General features: G+C 57.4%; 17 protein-coding genes. 4 read left to right on the top strand and 13 right to left on the bottom strand.

The window, feature by feature from the left end; all coding sequences use genetic code 11:
* Positions 1–24: 24 nt before the first annotated feature.
* From tatC to udp, 8 genes are all read right to left on the bottom strand, one after another.
* Positions 25–804 carry a Sec-independent protein translocase subunit TatC gene (tatC, locus tag DR88_RS01290; protein ID WP_002883427.1) on the bottom strand — a complete coding sequence of 260 codons (780 nt, stop codon included), beginning with the start codon at positions 802–804 and terminating at the stop codon, positions 25–27.
* A 2-nt stretch (positions 805–806) separates the two neighbouring features.
* Positions 807–1,343, bottom strand: a complete 537-nt coding sequence (gene tatB / locus DR88_RS01295; protein WP_002883426.1) for a Sec-independent protein translocase protein TatB — start codon at positions 1,341–1,343, stop codon at positions 807–809.
* A gap of 3 nt (positions 1,344–1,346) precedes the next feature.
* On the bottom strand, positions 1,347–1,598 hold the full coding sequence (tatA, locus tag DR88_RS01300; protein ID WP_002883425.1) for a Sec-independent protein translocase subunit TatA: 252 nt from the start codon (positions 1,596–1,598) through the stop codon (positions 1,347–1,349).
* Between the two features lie 129 nt (positions 1,599–1,727).
* Complete coding sequence (gene ubiB / locus DR88_RS01305; RefSeq protein ID WP_004150449.1) at positions 1,728–3,368, bottom strand: ubiquinone biosynthesis regulatory protein kinase UbiB; 1,641 nt, start codon at positions 3,366–3,368, stop codon at positions 1,728–1,730.
* The gene (ubiJ, locus tag DR88_RS01310) at positions 3,365–3,970 is read right to left on the bottom strand and encodes a ubiquinone biosynthesis protein UbiJ (RefSeq protein WP_002883422.1); all 606 of its coding nucleotides are present in this window, start codon (positions 3,968–3,970) and stop codon (positions 3,365–3,367) included. The genes ubiB and ubiJ overlap by 4 nt, the downstream gene beginning before the upstream one ends.
* Before the next feature lie 13 nt (positions 3,971–3,983).
* On the bottom strand, positions 3,984–4,739 hold the full coding sequence (gene ubiE, locus DR88_RS01315; RefSeq protein ID WP_002883421.1) for a bifunctional demethylmenaquinone methyltransferase/2-methoxy-6-polyprenyl-1,4-benzoquinol methylase UbiE: 756 nt from the start codon (positions 4,737–4,739) through the stop codon (positions 3,984–3,986).
* A gap of 70 nt (positions 4,740–4,809) precedes the next feature.
* Positions 4,810–6,258 (bottom strand): DNA recombination protein RmuC, encoded by a 1,449-nt coding sequence (rmuC, locus tag DR88_RS01320; protein ID WP_002883420.1) that lies wholly within the window; start codon positions 6,256–6,258, stop codon positions 4,810–4,812.
* Between the two features lie 135 nt (positions 6,259–6,393).
* Positions 6,394–7,155 (bottom strand): uridine phosphorylase, encoded by a 762-nt coding sequence (gene udp, locus DR88_RS01325; RefSeq protein WP_004181652.1) that lies wholly within the window; start codon positions 7,153–7,155, stop codon positions 6,394–6,396.
* Between the two features lie 272 nt (positions 7,156–7,427).
* Between udp and DR88_RS01330 the strand changes: the two genes are divergently transcribed.
* Complete coding sequence (locus DR88_RS01330; protein ID WP_002883417.1) at positions 7,428–8,240, top strand: dienelactone hydrolase family protein; 813 nt, start codon at positions 7,428–7,430, stop codon at positions 8,238–8,240.
* A gap of 58 nt (positions 8,241–8,298) precedes the next feature.
* Here DR88_RS01330 and metE read toward each other — a convergent pair whose 3' ends face one another.
* Complete coding sequence (gene metE / locus DR88_RS01335; RefSeq protein ID WP_004150445.1) at positions 8,299–10,563, bottom strand: 5-methyltetrahydropteroyltriglutamate--homocysteine S-methyltransferase; 2,265 nt, start codon at positions 10,561–10,563, stop codon at positions 8,299–8,301.
* A 247-nt stretch (positions 10,564–10,810) separates the two neighbouring features.
* On the opposite strand from metE, the gene metR reads away from it, so the two are divergent.
* Entirely contained in the window at positions 10,811–11,764 is a 954-nt protein-coding gene (gene metR, locus DR88_RS01340; RefSeq protein WP_002883415.1) for an HTH-type transcriptional regulator MetR, read from the top strand.
* Here metR and DR88_RS01345 read toward each other — a convergent pair.
* From DR88_RS01345 to pldB, 3 genes are all read right to left on the bottom strand, one after another.
* Complete coding sequence (locus DR88_RS01345) at positions 11,652–12,551, bottom strand: carboxylate/amino acid/amine transporter (protein WP_021440999.1); 900 nt, start codon at positions 12,549–12,551, stop codon at positions 11,652–11,654. The two genes, metR and DR88_RS01345, sit on opposite strands and share 113 nt — an antisense overlap.
* An 88-nt stretch (positions 12,552–12,639) precedes the next feature.
* Entirely contained in the window at positions 12,640–13,440 is an 801-nt protein-coding gene (gene yigL / locus DR88_RS01350) for a sugar/pyridoxal phosphate phosphatase YigL (protein ID WP_004146466.1), read from the bottom strand.
* A 44-nt stretch (positions 13,441–13,484) separates the two neighbouring features.
* Positions 13,485–14,477: a lysophospholipase L2 gene (gene pldB, locus DR88_RS01355; protein WP_002883412.1), complete on the bottom strand. Its 993-nt coding sequence runs from the start codon at positions 14,475–14,477 to the stop codon at positions 13,485–13,487.
* 109 nt (positions 14,478–14,586) lie between these two features.
* On the opposite strand from pldB, the gene rhtB reads away from it, so the two are divergent.
* Both rhtB and DR88_RS01365 read left to right on the top strand, forming a co-directional pair.
* The gene (rhtB, locus tag DR88_RS01360; RefSeq protein WP_002883411.1) at positions 14,587–15,207 is read left to right on the top strand and encodes a homoserine/homoserine lactone efflux protein; all 621 of its coding nucleotides are present in this window, start codon (positions 14,587–14,589) and stop codon (positions 15,205–15,207) included.
* Positions 15,208–15,369: 162 nt separating this feature from the next.
* Positions 15,370–16,278 (top strand): Rpn family recombination-promoting nuclease/putative transposase, encoded by a 909-nt coding sequence (locus DR88_RS01365; RefSeq protein ID WP_025861862.1) that lies wholly within the window; start codon positions 15,370–15,372, stop codon positions 16,276–16,278.
* A 44-nt stretch (positions 16,279–16,322) separates the two neighbouring features.
* On the opposite strand, the gene rhtC is transcribed toward DR88_RS01365, so the two are convergent.
* Positions 16,323–16,943 carry a threonine export protein RhtC gene (gene rhtC, locus DR88_RS01370; RefSeq protein WP_004152056.1) on the bottom strand — a complete coding sequence of 207 codons (621 nt, stop codon included), beginning with the start codon at positions 16,941–16,943 and terminating at the stop codon, positions 16,323–16,325.
* Positions 16,944–16,968 lie beyond the last annotated feature (25 nt).

Genomic DNA, 16,968 nt, shown 5'->3' with positions numbered 1-16,968 from the left:
CGCCCTGACGGGCGGTTGGCGGTATTACTCTTCTCTGTGCTCTGCGGCTTCAGCTTCGGCCGCGGCGTCGTCATCGCGCGTCAGGCGCTTCCCGGTGTAGAAGCGGGCGAAGAACACCCCGACTTCAAACAGACAGTACATCGGAATGGCCAGCAGCGTCTGCGAGAATACGTCCGGCGGCGTCAGCAGCATGCCCACCACGAAGGCACCCACCAGCACATACGGCCTTTTTTTACGCAAGTCTTCCGGCGTGGTAACGCCCATCCAGCAGAGCAACACAATGGCGACCGGCACCTCAAAGGAGACCCCGAATGCCATAAACAGCGCCATCACGAAGTCGAGATAGCTGCGAATATCGGTCGAGACCAGCACCCCTTCCGGCGCCGCATGGGTCAGGAAGCCGAACGCCAGCGGAAACACGACAAAATAGGCGAAAGCCATGCCGATATAGAACAGCAGGGTACTGGATACCAGTAAAGGCACCACCAGCCGGCGTTCGTGCTTATACAACGCCGGCGCGACGAAGGCCCATACCTGGTAAAGAATAATCGGCACCGACAGGATCACCGACACCATGAAGGTCAACTTTATCGGCGTAAAGAAAGGTGAAGCGACATCGGTGGCGATCATCGTCGCGCCCACTGGCATCTTACTGATAAGCGGGGCCGAGACCAGCTGGTAGATATCATTGGCGAAATAGACCAGCGCCAGGAAGATCACCAGAATAGCAATGATGCTGTTGAGCAGACGCTTGCGCAGCTCAATCAGATGCGAAATTAGCGGTTGTGTATCGTCTACGCCCATGTTTACGGTTTATCACTCGATGCGGGGGAAGAATGGGGAACTGCCGCCGTAGCGGACGTTTTCTCTGCCTGAAGGTCAGCCGGTGAAGCAGATTGCTCGTCGGCAACGGGATCTGGCGCATGAGCCGGAGCGCTGGCCTGATGTTCTGCCGTCGCCGGCGTGACGTCCTGGCGCTGCGCTTCGCTGCCTTTGACCACCGGATTAAGGATGGTATTGGCTTCGTCGCTGGCTTTTTCGGGATCGTGGGCGCTATAGGAGCGCTTCATCGACTCCGCGGCCTCGCGCAGTTCATCCATCGAGGCTTTCAGCTCCGGCGTCAGGTTATTCAGGCTAGCCTTTTCCACCTTCTTCAGGCTCTCCTGGAACTCCTGCAGTTTTAGCTCCTGGGCCAGCTCATTTTGTACCGTGGTCGCCAGCGAGCGTAACGTACGGATCCAGCCAACTACCGTTTTAACCGCTACGGGAAGCCGCTGTGGCCCCAGAACAATGAGGCCAATCACAAACACCAGCAGTAGTTCACTAAAACCAATATCGAACACGAGTTACACCTGCTCTTTGTCGTGGCGTTTTGTCTCGTCTTTTTTTGCATCATCCTGTTTATCGGCGATGGTTTTCGCCGTGAAATCTGCGTCTGGCGCCGACTTTTCGGGTTTATCATCATCACTCATGGCTTTTTTAAAGCCTTTGATAGATGCCCCTAAGTCAGACCCCAGCGAGCTCAGCTTCTTCGTCCCAAAAAGCAGAACTACGATGACGACAACAATTAATAACTGCCAAATACTGATACCACCCATACACGTTCCCCTATGACAGATGATGAATTGTGTGGACGCATTATACACGCCATCCTGCGAGCCGCCTCTTCGTCAGGCCGCCGACATGATTTTGCGCAAATAAGCCTGCGTCATGAAGAGGCGAACCGATCAGTGGGTTTTCCGCCAGCCAATAAGCCAGGTCACCACACCGCCGGCCATCAGCCAACCGGGCATCATTCCCCACTCAGGGCGATGGATAAAGAGCAGCGTACCACTGAGCAATAAAACCGCGCCTATACCAAACAGGTAACGGGATTGGCCCTGGCGCACATGACGCACATGCATATCCCGCACAATAGTATCGACGCTGGTCTGCAGCTGTTTGCTCTGCTGCAGGCTCTGATACACCAGCTCAGGTATTTCCGGCATTCTTTCGATCCAGAATGGCGCTTTGTCTTTAAACGCGCGCACCAGCGCCGGAATGCCGACCTGATCTTTGATCCACGACTCGAGGAAAGGCTTCGCCGTTTTCCACAAGTCTAACTGAGGATAGAGCTGCCGGCCTACCCCTTCTACGTAAAGTAATGTCTTCTGTAGTAAAACGAGCTGCGGCTGGACTTCCATATTGAAACGCCGCGCGGTATTGAACAGATTAAGCAGCACGTGGCCGAAGGAGATCTCCGCCAGCGGCTTCTCAAAGATCGGCTCGCAGACCGTGCGGATCGCGAACTCAAACTCTTCAACGTTGGTATCGGGCGGAACCCAACCGGAATCGACGTGCAGCTCGGCAACTTTACGATAATCGCGGTTGAAAAAGGCGATAAAGTTTTCCGCCAGATAGCGCTTATCTTCTTTGTTCAGTGAGCCGACAATACCGCAGTCGATGCCGATATACTGCGGATCTTCCGGATGCTCGTAGCTGACGAATATGTTGCCAGGATGCATATCGGCATGGAAGAAGCTGTCGCGGAACACCTGGGTGAAGAAGACCTGCACGCCCCGCTCCGCCAGCAGCTGCATATTGGTGTCCTGGGCCTCCAGCGCCTCCACATCGGACACCGGGATACCGTAAATGCGCTCCATTACCATCATGCTTTCGCTGCAGTAGTCGGGGTACACCTCCGGCACGTACAGCATCGGGCTGTCTTCGAAATTACGCCGCAGCTGAATAGCGTTGGCGGATTCCCGCAGCAGGTTCAGCTCATCCAGCAGCGTTTTTTCATATTCACGAACTACCTCCTGCGGGCGCAGACGACGACCGTCAGGCAGCAGACGCGGTACCCAGCGCGCCAGGCGGTAGATGAGCTTCATGTCCGCTTTAATGATCGGCAAAATATCCGGGCGGATAACCTTGATCACCACCTCTTTGCCATTCTCTTTCAGACGCGCGGTATGCACCTGGGCGATGGACGCCGAGGCTAACGGCTCAACGGAGAAATCATCAAACCAGGTCTCGACCGGCAGCCCCCCCATCGCTTTCTCTATCTGCTGCTGCGCGAGCTTCCCTTCAAAGGGCGCCACGCGGTCCTGCAACAGCGCCAGCTGATCGGCAATATGCGGCGGAAAGAGATCCCGGCGGGTGGAAAGCATCTGGCCGAATTTTATCCACACCGGCCCCAGCTCCTGGAGCGCCAGCCGAAGGCGGGCGCCAAGAGGCTGATCCTGATGGCGGTTTGGCATCCAGAACAGCATCCGCCGCCAGATACGCAGCGGCAGCGTGATCCGCATTTTGGGGATGAGCTCATCGAGCCCGTAGCTCAAAAAGGTGTGAATGATGAAATACAGGCGCCGTAATTCTCCTGGCGTCATTTGCCCTCCAGCGTTTCCAGCCGTTTTTCCAGTGCGGCCAGCGCGCGCTCAATAGCCGTTGTCTCTTCAGCAAACCAGGCCAGCTCCAGCGGCCCCGGCGCCAGGCGCCACTCTTCAGTGATCGCTTCCGCGACATAGCGCTGCTGGCGCTCTGCCCCCTTCAGCAGAAACTGAGCGCCGCCGCGCAGGACTTTACCGACGCCTTCGGCCACAATATCGCCGGTATAGGGCGCCAGCAGTTCAGCGGGATCAAACTCTGCCAGGTCGCACAGGGAGACCATATTCTGCACCACCTGCAGATCGCCCTGCACTTCCAGATCACCGCTGCGAATAAGCGCCGTGAGCTGCTGACGATTGCGCAGTTTTGGCAGCACGCTGAGCCGGGTAATCACGGTGCAATCGGCCTCTCCGTCCCAGGCGCTCAGGACGTCAACCTGGCGTTCGCTGAATACCAGCACCACGGGCGTGGCGAAATCCTGCAGCTGGACCCGCAATACCTTGCCCAGCAGGCGCTGGCGAGCGGGTTTAAGCGCTTTGTCGCGCCAGAGGAAAGTATTCAGCGCCGTTTCAATGCCAGCGGTAACCAGGGGTGTGAAAGGCATAGCGTCCCTCCTGTCAGAACTTGTAACCGCGATGCAAAGCAACGATACCCGCCGTCAGGTTGTAGTAATCCACGTTTTCGAAGCCCGCATCCTGCATCATCCCTTTCAGGGTTTCCTGGTCCGGATGCATACGAATAGATTCCGCCAGGTAGCGATAACTGTCGCCATCTTTTGCCACCAGCTCGCCCACCTTCGGCAGGATATGGAAGGAGTAAGCGTCGTAGGCTTTGCTCAGCGGTTCGATAATGGGTTTAGAAAACTCCAGCACCAGCAGACGTCCGCCCGGCTTCAGCACGCGGTACATCGAACGCAGCGCTTTCTCTTTGTCGGTCACGTTACGCAGACCGAAAGAGATGGTGATGCAGTCAAAGGTATTATCAGCAAAAGGCAGGGCTTCCGCGTTGGCCTGAACATACTCAACGTTGCCTACGATGCCGATATTGCGCAGCTTTTCGCGGCCCATTTTGAGCATAGAATCATTGATATCAGCAAGCATGACGCGGCCGGTTTCCCCTACCAGGCGGGAGAACTTGGCCGTCAAATCACCGGTACCACCAGCCAGATCCAGCACGGTCTGCCCGCGACGTACGCCGCTGCAGTCGATGGTGAAACGCTTCCACAAACGATGGATCCCAAACGACATCAAGTCGTTCATCACATCATATTTTGCGGCGACAGAATGGAATACATGCGCCACCATATCTGCTTTCTGCTCTTTAGCGACCGTCTGAAAGCCAAAGTGCGTCGTTTCTTGTGAATCCTCAACCATCTCTATGCCTGCTTGCTTTTCAAGAAAATGTTCACTGAGTGTATCAGACTCAGCGCATTTCCCATACGTTTCAGCGTGGCGGAGCCGCCTCCCGGCTACGCACCGTCTCGGCAGAGTCGGGGGAAAATGCGTCATTTTCCGGCAGGTTATCCTCATCTTCGAGACGATATTGCTCGTCCTGAGCCGTAGCTTGTTCGACTAAATCAGGATTAATCCCGCGCTTGACCTCCACGCCCAGGCCGCGAAAGGCCTCCGCCTGGGCCAGCAGATTACCACGCCCGGAAGCGAGCTTTTTCATCGCCTGGCGATAGCTCTCTTGCGCCTTATCCAGGCTCTGGCCGATGGCGGACATATCATCCACAAACAGGCGCATTTTGTCGTAAAGGCGCCCCGCCCGCTCGGCAATCTTCTGCGCGTTACGACTCTGGTGCTCATAGCGCCACAGATTGGCGATAGTGCGCAGGGCTACCAGCAGCGTCGTCGGGCTAACCAGCATAATATTATTTTGCAGCGCCTCGCTGATGAGCTCAGGCTGGCGATCGATGGCCAGCAGGAACGCCGGCTCAACGGGAATAAACATCAGCACATAGTCGAGCGAGCGCAGGCCAGGCAGCTGTTGATAATCCTTGCGTCCCAGCAGGCGAATATGGTTTCGCACCGAGGCAAGGTGTTCCTGCAGCGCGACTTCGCGGGTGTAGTCGTCTTCGGCGTTGAAATAGCGCTCATAGGCGACCAGGGTCATTTTGGCGTCGATCACCACGTCCTTACCCTGCGGCAGGCGCACGATAACGTCCGGCTGCATCCGCGAGCGGTTGTCGGTCTCAATACTGACCTGAGTCTGGTACTCATAGCCTTCGCGCAGGCCGGAGGCCTCCAGCACGCGGGTTAAGACCACTTCCCCCCAGTTGCCCTGAGTTTTGTTATCCCCCTTCAGCGCTTTGGTCAGGTTCAGCGCCTCCTGTGCCATCTGCGCGTTCAACTGCTGCAGATTGCGGATCTCATGCGCCAGGGTATGTCTTTCACGCGCCTCCTGGCCAAAGCTCTCCTGCACCTGGCGGCGGAACCCGTCCAGCTGTTCGCGTAGCGGCGTCAGCAGGCCATGCAGGCTCTGGCGGTTTTGCTCATCGACCCGCCGGTTGCTGTGTTCGAAAATACGGTTGGCGAGGTTTTCAAACTGCTCGCTAAGGCGCTGCTCGCTGTTCATCATCTGGCGGATCTTATCTTCCGCATGCAGCTGGGTGGATTCGAGCCGGGTGGTGACCTCACGGAGATCGGCCTCGAGCGAGGTATTGATATCCCGTAGGCTGCGCAGCTCGTTGTTCAGCAGCTCACACTCCTCACGCCAGTGGGCCTCCTGCGCCAGTTGCTGGCGGGCGGCGCTCAGCTCAATATCCAACTCTCGCCGTTCCTCGATGAGATCGGCCCGAATTTGATCGGCACGCGCTTTGGTCGCCAGCCAGCCGACCATTAACCCGGCTGCCAGTGCGATAACCGCGCTGATAATAATGGAGAGATCCACGACGCCCCCTGCGATAACCTGATGACACAAAATAGAATTGTGCTGTACAAACGTCCAGTTTAAAAGGAATTTCCTGCGAGAGGCGACGCAAAAAAGAAAGGCCGGAGGATCCGGCCTGACAGGGAAAGAGTTGAATTACAGCAGACGACGCGCCGCTTCCACGACGATTTTCACCGCGTGGCTTTCGGTTTGCTTCATGGTTTCGGCGTTAGGGATCTCTTGCTGGGTACGGTTCACGATAACCCCAGCCACCATCCCGGCGCGCAGGCCCTGGCTGGCGCACATGGTCAGCAGCGTGGCGGATTCCATTTCATAGTTCATCACGCCCATTGCCTGCCACTCTTCCATTGAGCCCTTGAAGCGGCTCACGACGCGGCCGGAGAAGGTGTCGTAACGCTCCTGGCCCGGGTAGAAGGTATCCGAGGAAGCGGTTACGCCGATATGGGTGGTGGCGCCGATTGATTTCGCCGCTTCCACCAGCGCGGTGGTGCAGGCGAAGTCTGCGACGGCCGGGAATTCCATCGGCGCGAAGTGCAGGCTGGCGCCGTCCAGACGGACAGAACCGGTCGTCACCAGTACATCGCCAACATTGATATGTGGCTGAATCGCGCCGGTGGTGCCGATACGCAGGAAGGTACGCACCCCCAGCTGCGCCAGCTCTTCCACGGCGATGGAAGTCGACGGGCCGCCGATGCCGGTAGAGCAGACGATCACTGGTTTGCCGTCCAGCTCCGCGCGCCAGGAGGTAAATTCGCGGTGAGATGCCAGTTTAACCGGCTTATCCATCAGCGCGGCGATCTTTTCCACACGCTCCGGATCGCCAGGGACGATAGCCAGCGTAGCCCCTTGTAAATCGTTCTTGGTGAGGCCGAGATGAAAAACATCAGACTTGGACATAAAAAACTCCTCTGTGGGTCGAATTATCAGCAGAAGCAAAACGGTACTGTACAGAAGCCCCTGGCAACATTTTGTGATGATAGTCACCAAGACCAATAATGGTTGCAGTTGTTTTTCAGTAAATAGTGATACACATCACATTAACAAGTTATATTCATCATCACAGAACAAAAGATAGCCGCTTTCAGGCACTGTGCTTTATTACCGCCCGAACTAAAGGTAAAGGGTCTATAGTTACTGATGCGCTAATAAATAAGGGTACGGAGAATACCATGACCACCACCAAGCAACCTGGATTCGCACCTGCAGCTTCACCACACGCCGCAACCGCCGTTCATACGCCGGAAGAGCATATTATCGCCGGAGAGACGTCGATTCCCTCTCAGGGTGAAAACATGCCGGCCTACCACGCCCGCCCGAAAAATGCCGACGGTCCGCTGCCGATCGTTATCGTGGTACAGGAAATTTTCGGCGTGCATGAACATATTCGCGATCTTTGTCGCCGCCTGGCACAGGAAGGCTATCTGGCTATCGCGCCTGAATTGTACTTCCGTCAGGGCGATCCGAATGAGTACCACGATATCCCGACCCTGTTCAAAGAGCTGGTCAGCAAGGTGCCGGACGCGCAGGTGCTGGCGGATCTCGACCACGTCGCCAGCTGGGCGGCGCGCCACGGCGGCGATGCCCATCGTCTGCTGATCACCGGCTTCTGCTGGGGCGGACGCATTACCTGGCTGTATGCCGCGCATAACCCGCAGCTTAAAGCGGCAGTGGCCTGGTACGGTAAGCTGGTGGGAGAAAAATCACTGAATTCGCCGAAGCACCCGGTAGATATCGCCGTCGATCTCAACGCCCCGGTGCTTGGTCTGTACGGCGCTAAAGACGCCAGCATTCCGCAGGACACCGTCGAGACTATGCGTCAGGCGCTGCGGGCAGCCAACGCCACGGCGGAAATCGTGGTCTATCCCGAAGCCGATCATGCCTTTAACGCCGACTATCGCGCCAGCTATCATGAAGAGTCAGCCAAAGACGGCTGGCAGCGGATGCTCGCCTGGTTTGCTCAGTATGGCGGTAAAAAAGGGTAATCGCCCTAAGCATGAAAAAAGGAGGCAAATGCCTCCTTTTTGATTTTTCGCGTAACGATTAGGCGGACTGGCGCAGATTTCGCGCCGCTTGCACCATATTCGCCAGCGCGGCGCGGGTTTCCGGCCAGCCGCGAGTTTTCAGGCCGCAGTCCGGGTTAACCCACAGTCGCTCCACCGGGATACGCTGCGCAGCTTTCTTCAGCAGCGCTTCGATCCACTCCACGCTCGGCACGTTTGGCGAGTGAATATCATATACTCCCGGCCCGATCTCATTGGGGTACTCGAACGCTTCGAACGACTCCAGCAGCTCCATATCGGACCGCGAGGTTTCAATGGTGATCACGTCAGCGTCCAGCGCGGCAATGGAGTCCATGATGTCATTGAACTCGCAATAGCACATGTGAGTATGGATCTGCGTGTCGTCTTTGGCGACCGCAGCATTAAGGCGGAAGGCTTCCACACCCCACTGCAGATAGGCATCCCAGTCGCTGCGCTTCAGCGGTAACCCTTCGCGCAGCGCCGGCTCATCAATCTGGATGATGCCGATCCCCGCCGCCTCCAGATCCGCCACTTCATCACGCAGGGCCAGCGCAATCTGTTTCGCGATGGTTTCACGGCTGACATCCTCCCGCGGGAAGGACCAGCACAGAATGGTCACCGGTCCAGTGAGCATCCCTTTCACCGGCTTGTCGGTCAGCGACTGCGCATACTTCGCCCAGTCGACGGTGATCGCCTGCGGACGGCTGACGTCGCCGATCACCACCGGCGGCTTCACGCAGCGGGAACCATAGCTCTGCACCCAGCCGTTTTGCGTGAAGATAAAACCGTCCAGATGTTCGCCGAAGTATTCCACCATGTCGTTCCGCTCGGCCTCCCCGTGCACCAGTACGTCTAAACCTAACCGCTCCTGCTCGACGATCGCCTGCTTAATATGTTCCGCAATCCCCGTCCGATAATGACTGGCGTCAAGGTTACCCTTTTTGAAGTCCAGGCGCAGGCCGCGGATCTCGGTCGTTTGCGGGAATGACCCGATGGTGGTGGTCGGCCATTTCGGCAGGTTAAAGCGCTGGCGCTGTGCCTGCGCGCGAACCTCATAGGGGCTGGCGCGCTGGCTGTCCTGAGCAGTGATCGCCGCCAGCCGTTTTTCCACCTCCGCGTTGTGCACGCGGGTCGAATGGCGACGGGCCTGGATTGGCGCGCTCCACTCGGTAATCGCCGCTGTATCGCCGCTGTTCAGCGCATCGCGCAGCAGCGCCAGCTCACCGCATTTCTGCAGCGCGAAGGCAAACCAGCTCTTCACTTCCGCATCAAGGCGCGTCTCCACGCTTAGATCGATCGGGCTATGCAGCAGAGAGCAGGATGACGCGACCCATAGCTCGCGCTTACCGACGAGGTCTTTAATTTGCGCATACTTTTCGGTGAGATCGGCGCGCCAGACGTTACGCCCATTGATCAAGCCCGCGGACAGCAGCCAGTCGGCCGGCAGGCGGTTGTGCAGTTCGGCAACATCATCTTTGCCGTGCACCAGATCGACGTGCAGCCCCTGGACCGGTAGCGCAGCAATGGTCGCGAGATTGTCGCTAACGCCTTCAAAATAGGTAGTCAGCAGCAGCTTCACCTGGCCCTGCAGGGCGTCATAAGCCGGTTGAAAGGCCTCCAGCCACGCTGGCGGCAGCTCCAGCACCAGCGCCGGTTCATCAATCTGCACCCAATCGATGCCGCGCTTCGCCAGTTCGGCCAGCACCTGCTGGTAAACCGGCAGGATGGTATTCAGCAGGGTCAGGCGGTCAAACGGTTCACCTTTCACTTTACCCAGCCACAGATAGGTTACCGGCCCCAGCAGCACGGGCTTGATCTTGTGGCCCAGCGCCAGCGCTTCGTCTACTTCATCCAGCAGTTGGGTCCAGCTCAGTTTGAACTGCTGGCCCTTCACGAACTCCGGCACCATATAGTGATAGTTGGTGTTGAACCATTTGGTCATTTCCGCAGCGGCGGCCGGTTCGCCAGTCGGCGCGCGGCCGCGGCCAATGCGGAACAGGGTATCGATGTCGATGGATCCGTCTTTGTTCTGATGACGAGCCGGCACGTTGCCAAGCAGCAGGCTGGTAGTCAGAACATGGTCGTACCAGGCGAAATCCCCCACCGGCAGCAGATCAACGCCCGCCTGTTTCTGCTGCTCCCAGTGACGGGCGCGCAGCTCACGGCCTACCGCCAGCAGTTCCTCGCGAGTGGCGTTGCCCGCCCAGTAGCTCTCTTGCGCTTTTTTCAGCTCGCGGCGCAGGCCAACGCGAGGAAAACCGAGGGTGTGGTTAATAATTGTCATTTATGTTCCTCTCTTATTTCATTGAATCTGAAGAAAAAATCTCAATAGTTCGGCTTGCAGGAAGGCGGCAACGATGCGCATCCCCAGGAGCTTACTGAAGGAAGTGACTGGGGTAAGCAAGGCAGCCAACGCATCTGCAAGTCGAAATATGACGAGTTTTAGACGTCCAGATGTTTACACATCCATAATTGACAGTTACTGTATATTCCTCAAGCGCAAATTGCTCATGGCGAAGTGAAGGACTTTCATGATCGAAATTAAACATCTGAAAACGCTGCAAGCGTTGCGGAACAGCGGTTCACTGGCGGGTGCGGCAGCGGCCCTGCACCAGACCCAGTCCGCCTTGTCTCACCAGTTCAGCGATCTGGAACAGCGCCTTGGCTTTCGTCTCTTTGTGCGTAAGAGCCAGCCGCTGCGTTTTACGCCTCAGGGGGAAATCCTCTTACAGCTGGCCAACCAGGTGCTGCCGCAGATCGCTCGCGCCCTGCAGGACTGTAACGAACCACAGCAGACCCGGCTGAGGCTGGCTATCGAATGTCACAGCTGTATTCAGTGGCTGACGCCGGCGCTGGAGAATTTCCGCGCCCGCTGGCCACATGTGGAGGTCGACTTCCATTCCGGCGTCACCTTCGACCCACAGCCTGCGCTGCAGCAGGGTGAACTGGATCTGGTGATGACCTCCGATATTCTGCCGCGCAGCGGCCTGCACTACTCGCCGATGTTTGATTTTGAGGTGCGTCTGGTGCTGGCGCCCGAGCATCCGTTAGCTATGAAGACGCTGGTTACCCCGGAGGATCTGGCCGCGGAAACGCTGTTGATTTATCCGGTGCAGCGCGGGCGCCTCGATATCTGGCGCCACTTCCTGCAGCCGGCCGGCATCAGCCCGCAGCTGAAAAGCGTCGATAACACGCTGTTGTTGATCCAGATGGTGGCTGCCCGGATGGGCATCGCCGCGCTGCCGCACTGGGTGGTGGAAAGCTTTGAACGCCAGGGCCTGGTGGTCACCAAAACCCTGGGTGAGGGGTTATGGAGCCGGTTGTACGCGGCCGTTCGCGATGGCGAACAGCGTCAACCGGTCACCGAAGCGTTTATTCGCTCTGCGCGGAACCACGCCTGCGATCATCTGCCGTTTGTCCGGAGTGCGGAGCGACCCAGCGGCGATGGACCCACAGCGAGGCCAGGATCACCAACGCTCCGCTAATAAAGCTCGGCCAGTGCGGCTGCTCCTGCCAGATGGCAAGGTTAACCAGCAGCCCGGCGGGGACATGGACGTTATTCATGATCCCCAGCGTGCCGGCATCCACCTGGGTGGCGCCATAGTTCCACATAAAGTAACCCAGCCCGGAAGCCACCACGCCGAGCCACACCAGCACGCTCCACTGCAGCGTGGTGGTCGGCAGCTTCTGGGCGTTGCCGAGCATAAACCACGCCGCCACCGCCACGATAAAGGCCCCGACATAGAACCAGGCAAAGGCATTGTGCTGCGGCATCGGACGCACCTCCATCAGACGCTTATACCCCACCATACCGATGGCGAAGCAGAGGTTTGACAGCTGTACCAGTAACAGCCCGGTCCAGAAATGATCGCTGACTTTGTCATAGCGGATAATCGCCGCCCCCAGCACCGCCAGCGCGGCACTCAGCAGATAGCCCCAGCGCAGCTTACGTCCGCTGAGCAGGTCGTAGATCAGCGTGATATACAGGGGAGTAAACACGGTAAACAGCAGAAATTCCGAGACCGTCAGATAGATATAGGCGCGGAAAGCCAGCAGGTACATGATGCCTAGCTGCATCGCGCCCACCAGCATATAGAGCACGATCGTGCGCGGAGACTGGCCGCGCGTGCGCAGGAAAGGCAGGAACACCAGCGCCGCCAGGCCCACGCGCATCAGCACCGAAAAATAGCTGTCGACGCTACCGGCCAGGTATTCGCCAATCAGGCTAAAAGAAAAGGCCCACAGGATAGTGGTGATAATTAACAGCGCCACAATGGTCGTCTCGTTGGATAAAGAACAGGCATTGTAGCGAAGAGTCAGGTTGACGACTGGACGCTTATTCGCCAGTCGTCAATCTTTTTCAGTCGAGGTATAGCTTACGCAGGTAGTGCGGGACAGCATCGTCGGCGTTACTGCCGATCACTTCCAGTTCCGGATGCAGATCCTTCAGCCGCTGGTGGGCGTTGGCCATGATGCAGCCTTTGCCAGCCATCGACAGCATCTCAGCGTCGTTCATACCGTCGCCGAAGGCGATGCAATCGGAAAGAGTGTAGCCGAGCATCTTCGCCACCGCCTCCAGCGCATGCCCCTTCGATACCCCACCCGCCATGACTTCCAGGCAGGTTAAGGTGGAGAAGCTGACGTTCACCCGATCGCCCCAGCGGGCGTTCATCGCCTGCTCCAGCGGCAGCAGATGCTCATGATCCTCGCAGGTAAAGAATACTTTGCTGATCCCCTGCGGATCCAGTTCGCCCGGCTCATACAGCTTGTAGTTAAACACCGCCTCCTTGAAGAAGCGCATCTCTTCCGGACGATGGCGGTTCATATACCACTCGTCTTCCCGATAAACGTTAGTGACGATTTTCGGGTCGTTACGCACGATCTCAAACAGGTCGGCGGCAATATCGCGATCGAGGTTATGGGCAAAGATTTGCTGACCATCGCTATCGTGAACGCGGGCGCCGTTAGAGGTGATCATGTACGACCGGATGCCGAGATTATCGCGGATTTGCCCGACGTCGATGTAGTGACGGCCGGTGGCGAAGACGAAATTGATCCCACGGGCGGTAAGCAGCTTTAGCGTCTCTTTGGCATACGGGGTCAGGAAATGATCGGGGGAAAGCAGCGTGCCGTCTAAATCAGACGCAACAACCTGGTACATAAAAAAGTTAACCTCTAAGCAGGGCGACGAGCGTTATCGTCGGATTAAGTATGTCGATTGAAAAACTCGACGATGGCATTGAGCGCGACTGAGCGCATAGCGTCCTTTTCAAAAAGGATCTCATGATATGCCCCTTCAATGACGAGCGGCTTACCGCCCTCACAGGGATGGCCGGCAGCGGCCCGTAATTCGCAATAGCGGTCGTGCATCAGATTATCGACCACCCGCTCCTCTTCCGCCTGTAAAAGCAGCGTCGGGGCGGTATCTTTTTCCACATTCGCCAGCACTTCGTCGCCGGCCAGCATGCCCTCACGCACCCAGTGCCAGGTCGGACCGCCGACCTGCAGCCGCGGCTCATCGGCATAGAAGCGCAGGTTGCGACGATAGCGTTGCCGACTGTGCGTCAGCACGTTAACGGCAAAAGGCAGCGCCCGCCAGCGCCCGGTGCCGATGGCATACTCTTCGCGAATGCGCTGATGGCCCTCAGCCCAGTCGAGAATATGGCGCACCATCCAGTCCGGCAGCCGAATGATAATCCCGAACATCGGCGCGCAGAGCGCTATTGCATCGCAATGCGCCCGGTAACGTTGCAGAAAAAGCGTGGCAATCGCTCCGCCCATAGAATGAGCAAGGATAAACCGTTTTCGCCAGTGTCCAGGAACCACCTGCTGCTGCCAGAGCGCGGCCAGGTCATCAACATAGTCGCTGAAGTTAACCACGTGTCCGCGGTGGGTATCTGAGAGCAGGCGGCCCGAGCGTCCCTGCCCGCGATGGTCAATGATCATCACGTCAAAGCCGCAGTGAAAGAGATCGTAGGCCACTTCAGCATACTTCACGTAGCTTTCAATGCGCCCGGGGCAAATCAACACCAGACGATCGTTATGTTGCGCGCAAAAGCGGACAAAGCGTACCGGTACATCGTCGACGCCTTTAAATTCAGCTTCTTCGCGCTGTCGCCAGAAATCCGTCAGCGGCCCCATGCTAAAGGCCGCAAACGCGTTTTCTCGTGTTTCCCAGTCCTTTTTCTGCCCAAACATCGGGTTTACACCCCTGTTAACCGCTGAAAATCGTTTTTTTACCGTGTATCACACAATGCTGACACAATAGCGTATTGTGGCATAAAAACAGACAATCAGGGAGTTTCTCATGACCATTGAGTGGTGGTTCGCCTACCTGCTGACATCAATTATTCTCAGCCTGTCGCCGGGTTCCGGAGCGATTAATACCATGACCACTTCCATTAACCACGGATACCGCGGCGCGGCGGCGTCGATTGCCGGTTTGCAGACCGGGCTGGCCATTCATATCGTGCTGGTTGGCGTTGGTCTCGGCACTCTCTTCTCCCGCTCGGTGCTGGCCTTTGAGGTGCTAAAATGGGCCGGCGCCGCCTACCTGATCTGGCTGGGTATCCAGCAATGGCGGGCGGCAGGGGCGATCGACCTGAATACGCTGGCGAAGGCGCAGACGCGCGGCAAACTGTTTCAGCGCGCGGTGTTCGTAAATCTCACCAATCCCAAAAGCATTGTTTTTCTGGCCGCCCTGTTTCCGCAGTTTATCCTGCCGCACCAGCCGCAGGTGATGCAATATCTCGTTCTGGGCGTCACCACCATCGTCGTCGATATCATTGTGATGATTGGCTATGCGACCCTGGCGCAGCGCATTTCCGCATGGATCAAAGGGCCAAAGCAGATGAAGGCGTTGAACAAAGTCTTTGGTTCACTGTTTATGCTGGTCGGGGCGCTGCTCGCCTCCGCCCGCCATGCCTGAATCATGGAATCTCGCTCGCAAAGAGAGGCTCGCCAGGTGAACAACGCTTTCTCTCTGCGCGAGCCGGCGCGCAAAGTGGGTAATTAATTTTTTTGCCCGCTGTCGGCGCTGAACCCGCCGTGCCAGGATGCCGCCAGATACGTGATTCATGGATGAACGGCAATGGCGGAAACGGCGACCCCTCATGATGCGGTATTTAAAACTTTTCTCTCACGGGTAGAGACGGCGCGCGATTTTATCGAGCTCCACCTGCCTCCGTCGTTAACACAGATCTGCAAACTGGACACCCTGCGTCTGGAATCCGGCAGCTTTCTCGAAGACGATCTCAGGCCTTACTACAGCGATATCCTTTATTCGCTGGAAACCACCCGCGGTTCGGGCTATGTCCATGTTCTGATCGAGCACCAGAGCGCACCCGATAAGCTGATGGCCTTTCGCTTAATGCGCTATGCCATCGCCGCCATGCAGCGGCACCTGGAGAGCGGCCATAAAACGCTGCCTCTGGTTATCCCTATTCTCTTCTATCAGGGACGACGCAGCCCCTATCCCTGGTCGATGCGCTGGCTGGATAATTTTGCCGATCCTGAGACCGCCAGCCAGCTCTATAGCGGGTCGTTTCCGCTGGTCGATATCACGGTGATCCCCGACGACGACATCATGCAGCACCGCAGCATGGCAGCCCTGACGCTGGTGCAAAAGCACATCCGCCAGCGCGATATGGCGCAATTGCTGGATAAGTTGACCCACCTCTTAATGCTGGAGCAGATGAGCGGACAACAAATCACCGTATTGGTAAACTATATGGCTCAGGCAGGGGATGCCGAAGATACTCGGACACTCTTGTACGGGCTGGCACAGCGCGTGCCGCAGCATGGAGGATTACTGATGACGCTGGCGGAAACATGGCTTGCAGAAGGTATGGAGAAAGGCGTACAGCAGGGCATAAAAGAAGGTAAATACCAGGCTCTGGTGCAGGTTGCCGAAGCGATGCGCAGTCGCGGTATTGATGACCAGGCGATTATGGAAATGACCGGTCTGTCTGAAGACGAGCTGCAGCGGCTTCGCCACTGATACTTTCCCACCCGGAAACAACCGGGTGGGAAACAGCATGCCGGTTAACGCGAGATAATCAGGTGGATGCCGAAGCCCGCAAACAGCGTACCGGCGATACCGTCGATCCACTTCGCCATCCGCTGATAGCCGCGGCGCATCCCCGGCAGGGCGAACAGGCTGGCAACCACCATAAACCAGGCCAGCGTCTCAACGATAATCAGCAGGAAAATGCCCCAGCGCGCGCCGGCGCCGACGCTGTCACCCACGAACAGCGAAAACACCGAGCCGAAGTAGATAATCGCTTTCGGATTCGCCAGATTGGTCAGCAATCCCTTCACGAAGCTGCGTCCGCTGCGGGCCAGCTCCACCTGCGGCTCCGCCGAGGCCACCTTCTCTTTTTTCAGCGCGCCACGCAGCATCTGGTAGCCCATCCAGCATAGATACAGGCCCCCGCCGACCATTATAATGTTATGCAGCCACGCCATCCGGGCGAGGATCAGGTTCAGGCCGAGCAGCGCCACTCCCGCCCAGACCATGACGCCGCAGGTAATCCCCAGCACACCCATCATCGCCTCTCTTCGCGAGCGGCTGATGGCCGTTTGTGAGACAAAGAAAAAGTCCGGCCCCGGGCTCATCAGCGCAATGATATGCACCAGCGCCACGGTGAGGAAAAGCATCAGCATAGTTAACTCGCAGGAAAATAATGAA

It is taken from the genome of Klebsiella pneumoniae (assembly GCF_000742135.1).
Taxonomy (GTDB): Bacteria; Pseudomonadota; Gammaproteobacteria; order Enterobacterales; family Enterobacteriaceae; genus Klebsiella; species Klebsiella pneumoniae.
The sequence above is the reverse complement of the archived record's forward strand: the minus strand, read 5'-3'. Positions and strand labels throughout refer to the sequence as shown.

Excerpts from the sequence above, each read along its gene's own strand:
- rhtB (WP_002883411.1), top strand. The coding sequence starts at position 14,587 with ATGACCATTGAGTGGTGGTTCGCCTACCTGCTGACATCAATTATTCTC.
- udp (WP_004181652.1), bottom strand. The coding sequence starts at position 7,155 with ATGTCCAAGTCTGATGTTTTTCATCTCGGCCTCACCAAGAACGATTTA.
- ubiE (WP_002883421.1), bottom strand. The coding sequence starts at position 4,739 with ATGGTTGAGGATTCACAAGAAACGACGCACTTTGGCTTTCAGACGGTC.
- DR88_RS01330 (WP_002883417.1), top strand. The coding sequence starts at position 7,428 with ATGACCACCACCAAGCAACCTGGATTCGCACCTGCAGCTTCACCACAC.
- tatC (WP_002883427.1), bottom strand. The coding sequence starts at position 804 with ATGGGCGTAGACGATACACAACCGCTAATTTCGCATCTGATTGAGCTG.
- yigL (WP_004146466.1), bottom strand. The coding sequence starts at position 13,440 with ATGTACCAGGTTGTTGCGTCTGATTTAGACGGCACGCTGCTTTCCCCC.
- tatA (WP_002883425.1), bottom strand. The coding sequence starts at position 1,598 with ATGGGTGGTATCAGTATTTGGCAGTTATTAATTGTTGTCGTCATCGTA.
- DR88_RS01365 (WP_025861862.1), top strand. The coding sequence starts at position 15,370 with ATGGCGGAAACGGCGACCCCTCATGATGCGGTATTTAAAACTTTTCTC.
- metR (WP_002883415.1), top strand. The coding sequence starts at position 10,811 with ATGATCGAAATTAAACATCTGAAAACGCTGCAAGCGTTGCGGAACAGC.
- metE (WP_004150445.1), bottom strand. The coding sequence starts at position 10,563 with ATGACAATTATTAACCACACCCTCGGTTTTCCTCGCGTTGGCCTGCGC.
- ubiB (WP_004150449.1), bottom strand. The coding sequence starts at position 3,368 with ATGACGCCAGGAGAATTACGGCGCCTGTATTTCATCATTCACACCTTT.
- ubiJ (WP_002883422.1), bottom strand. The coding sequence starts at position 3,970 with ATGCCTTTCACACCCCTGGTTACCGCTGGCATTGAAACGGCGCTGAAT.
- pldB (WP_002883412.1), bottom strand. The coding sequence starts at position 14,477 with ATGTTTGGGCAGAAAAAGGACTGGGAAACACGAGAAAACGCGTTTGCG.
- rhtC (WP_004152056.1), bottom strand. The coding sequence starts at position 16,943 with ATGCTGATGCTTTTCCTCACCGTGGCGCTGGTGCATATCATTGCGCTG.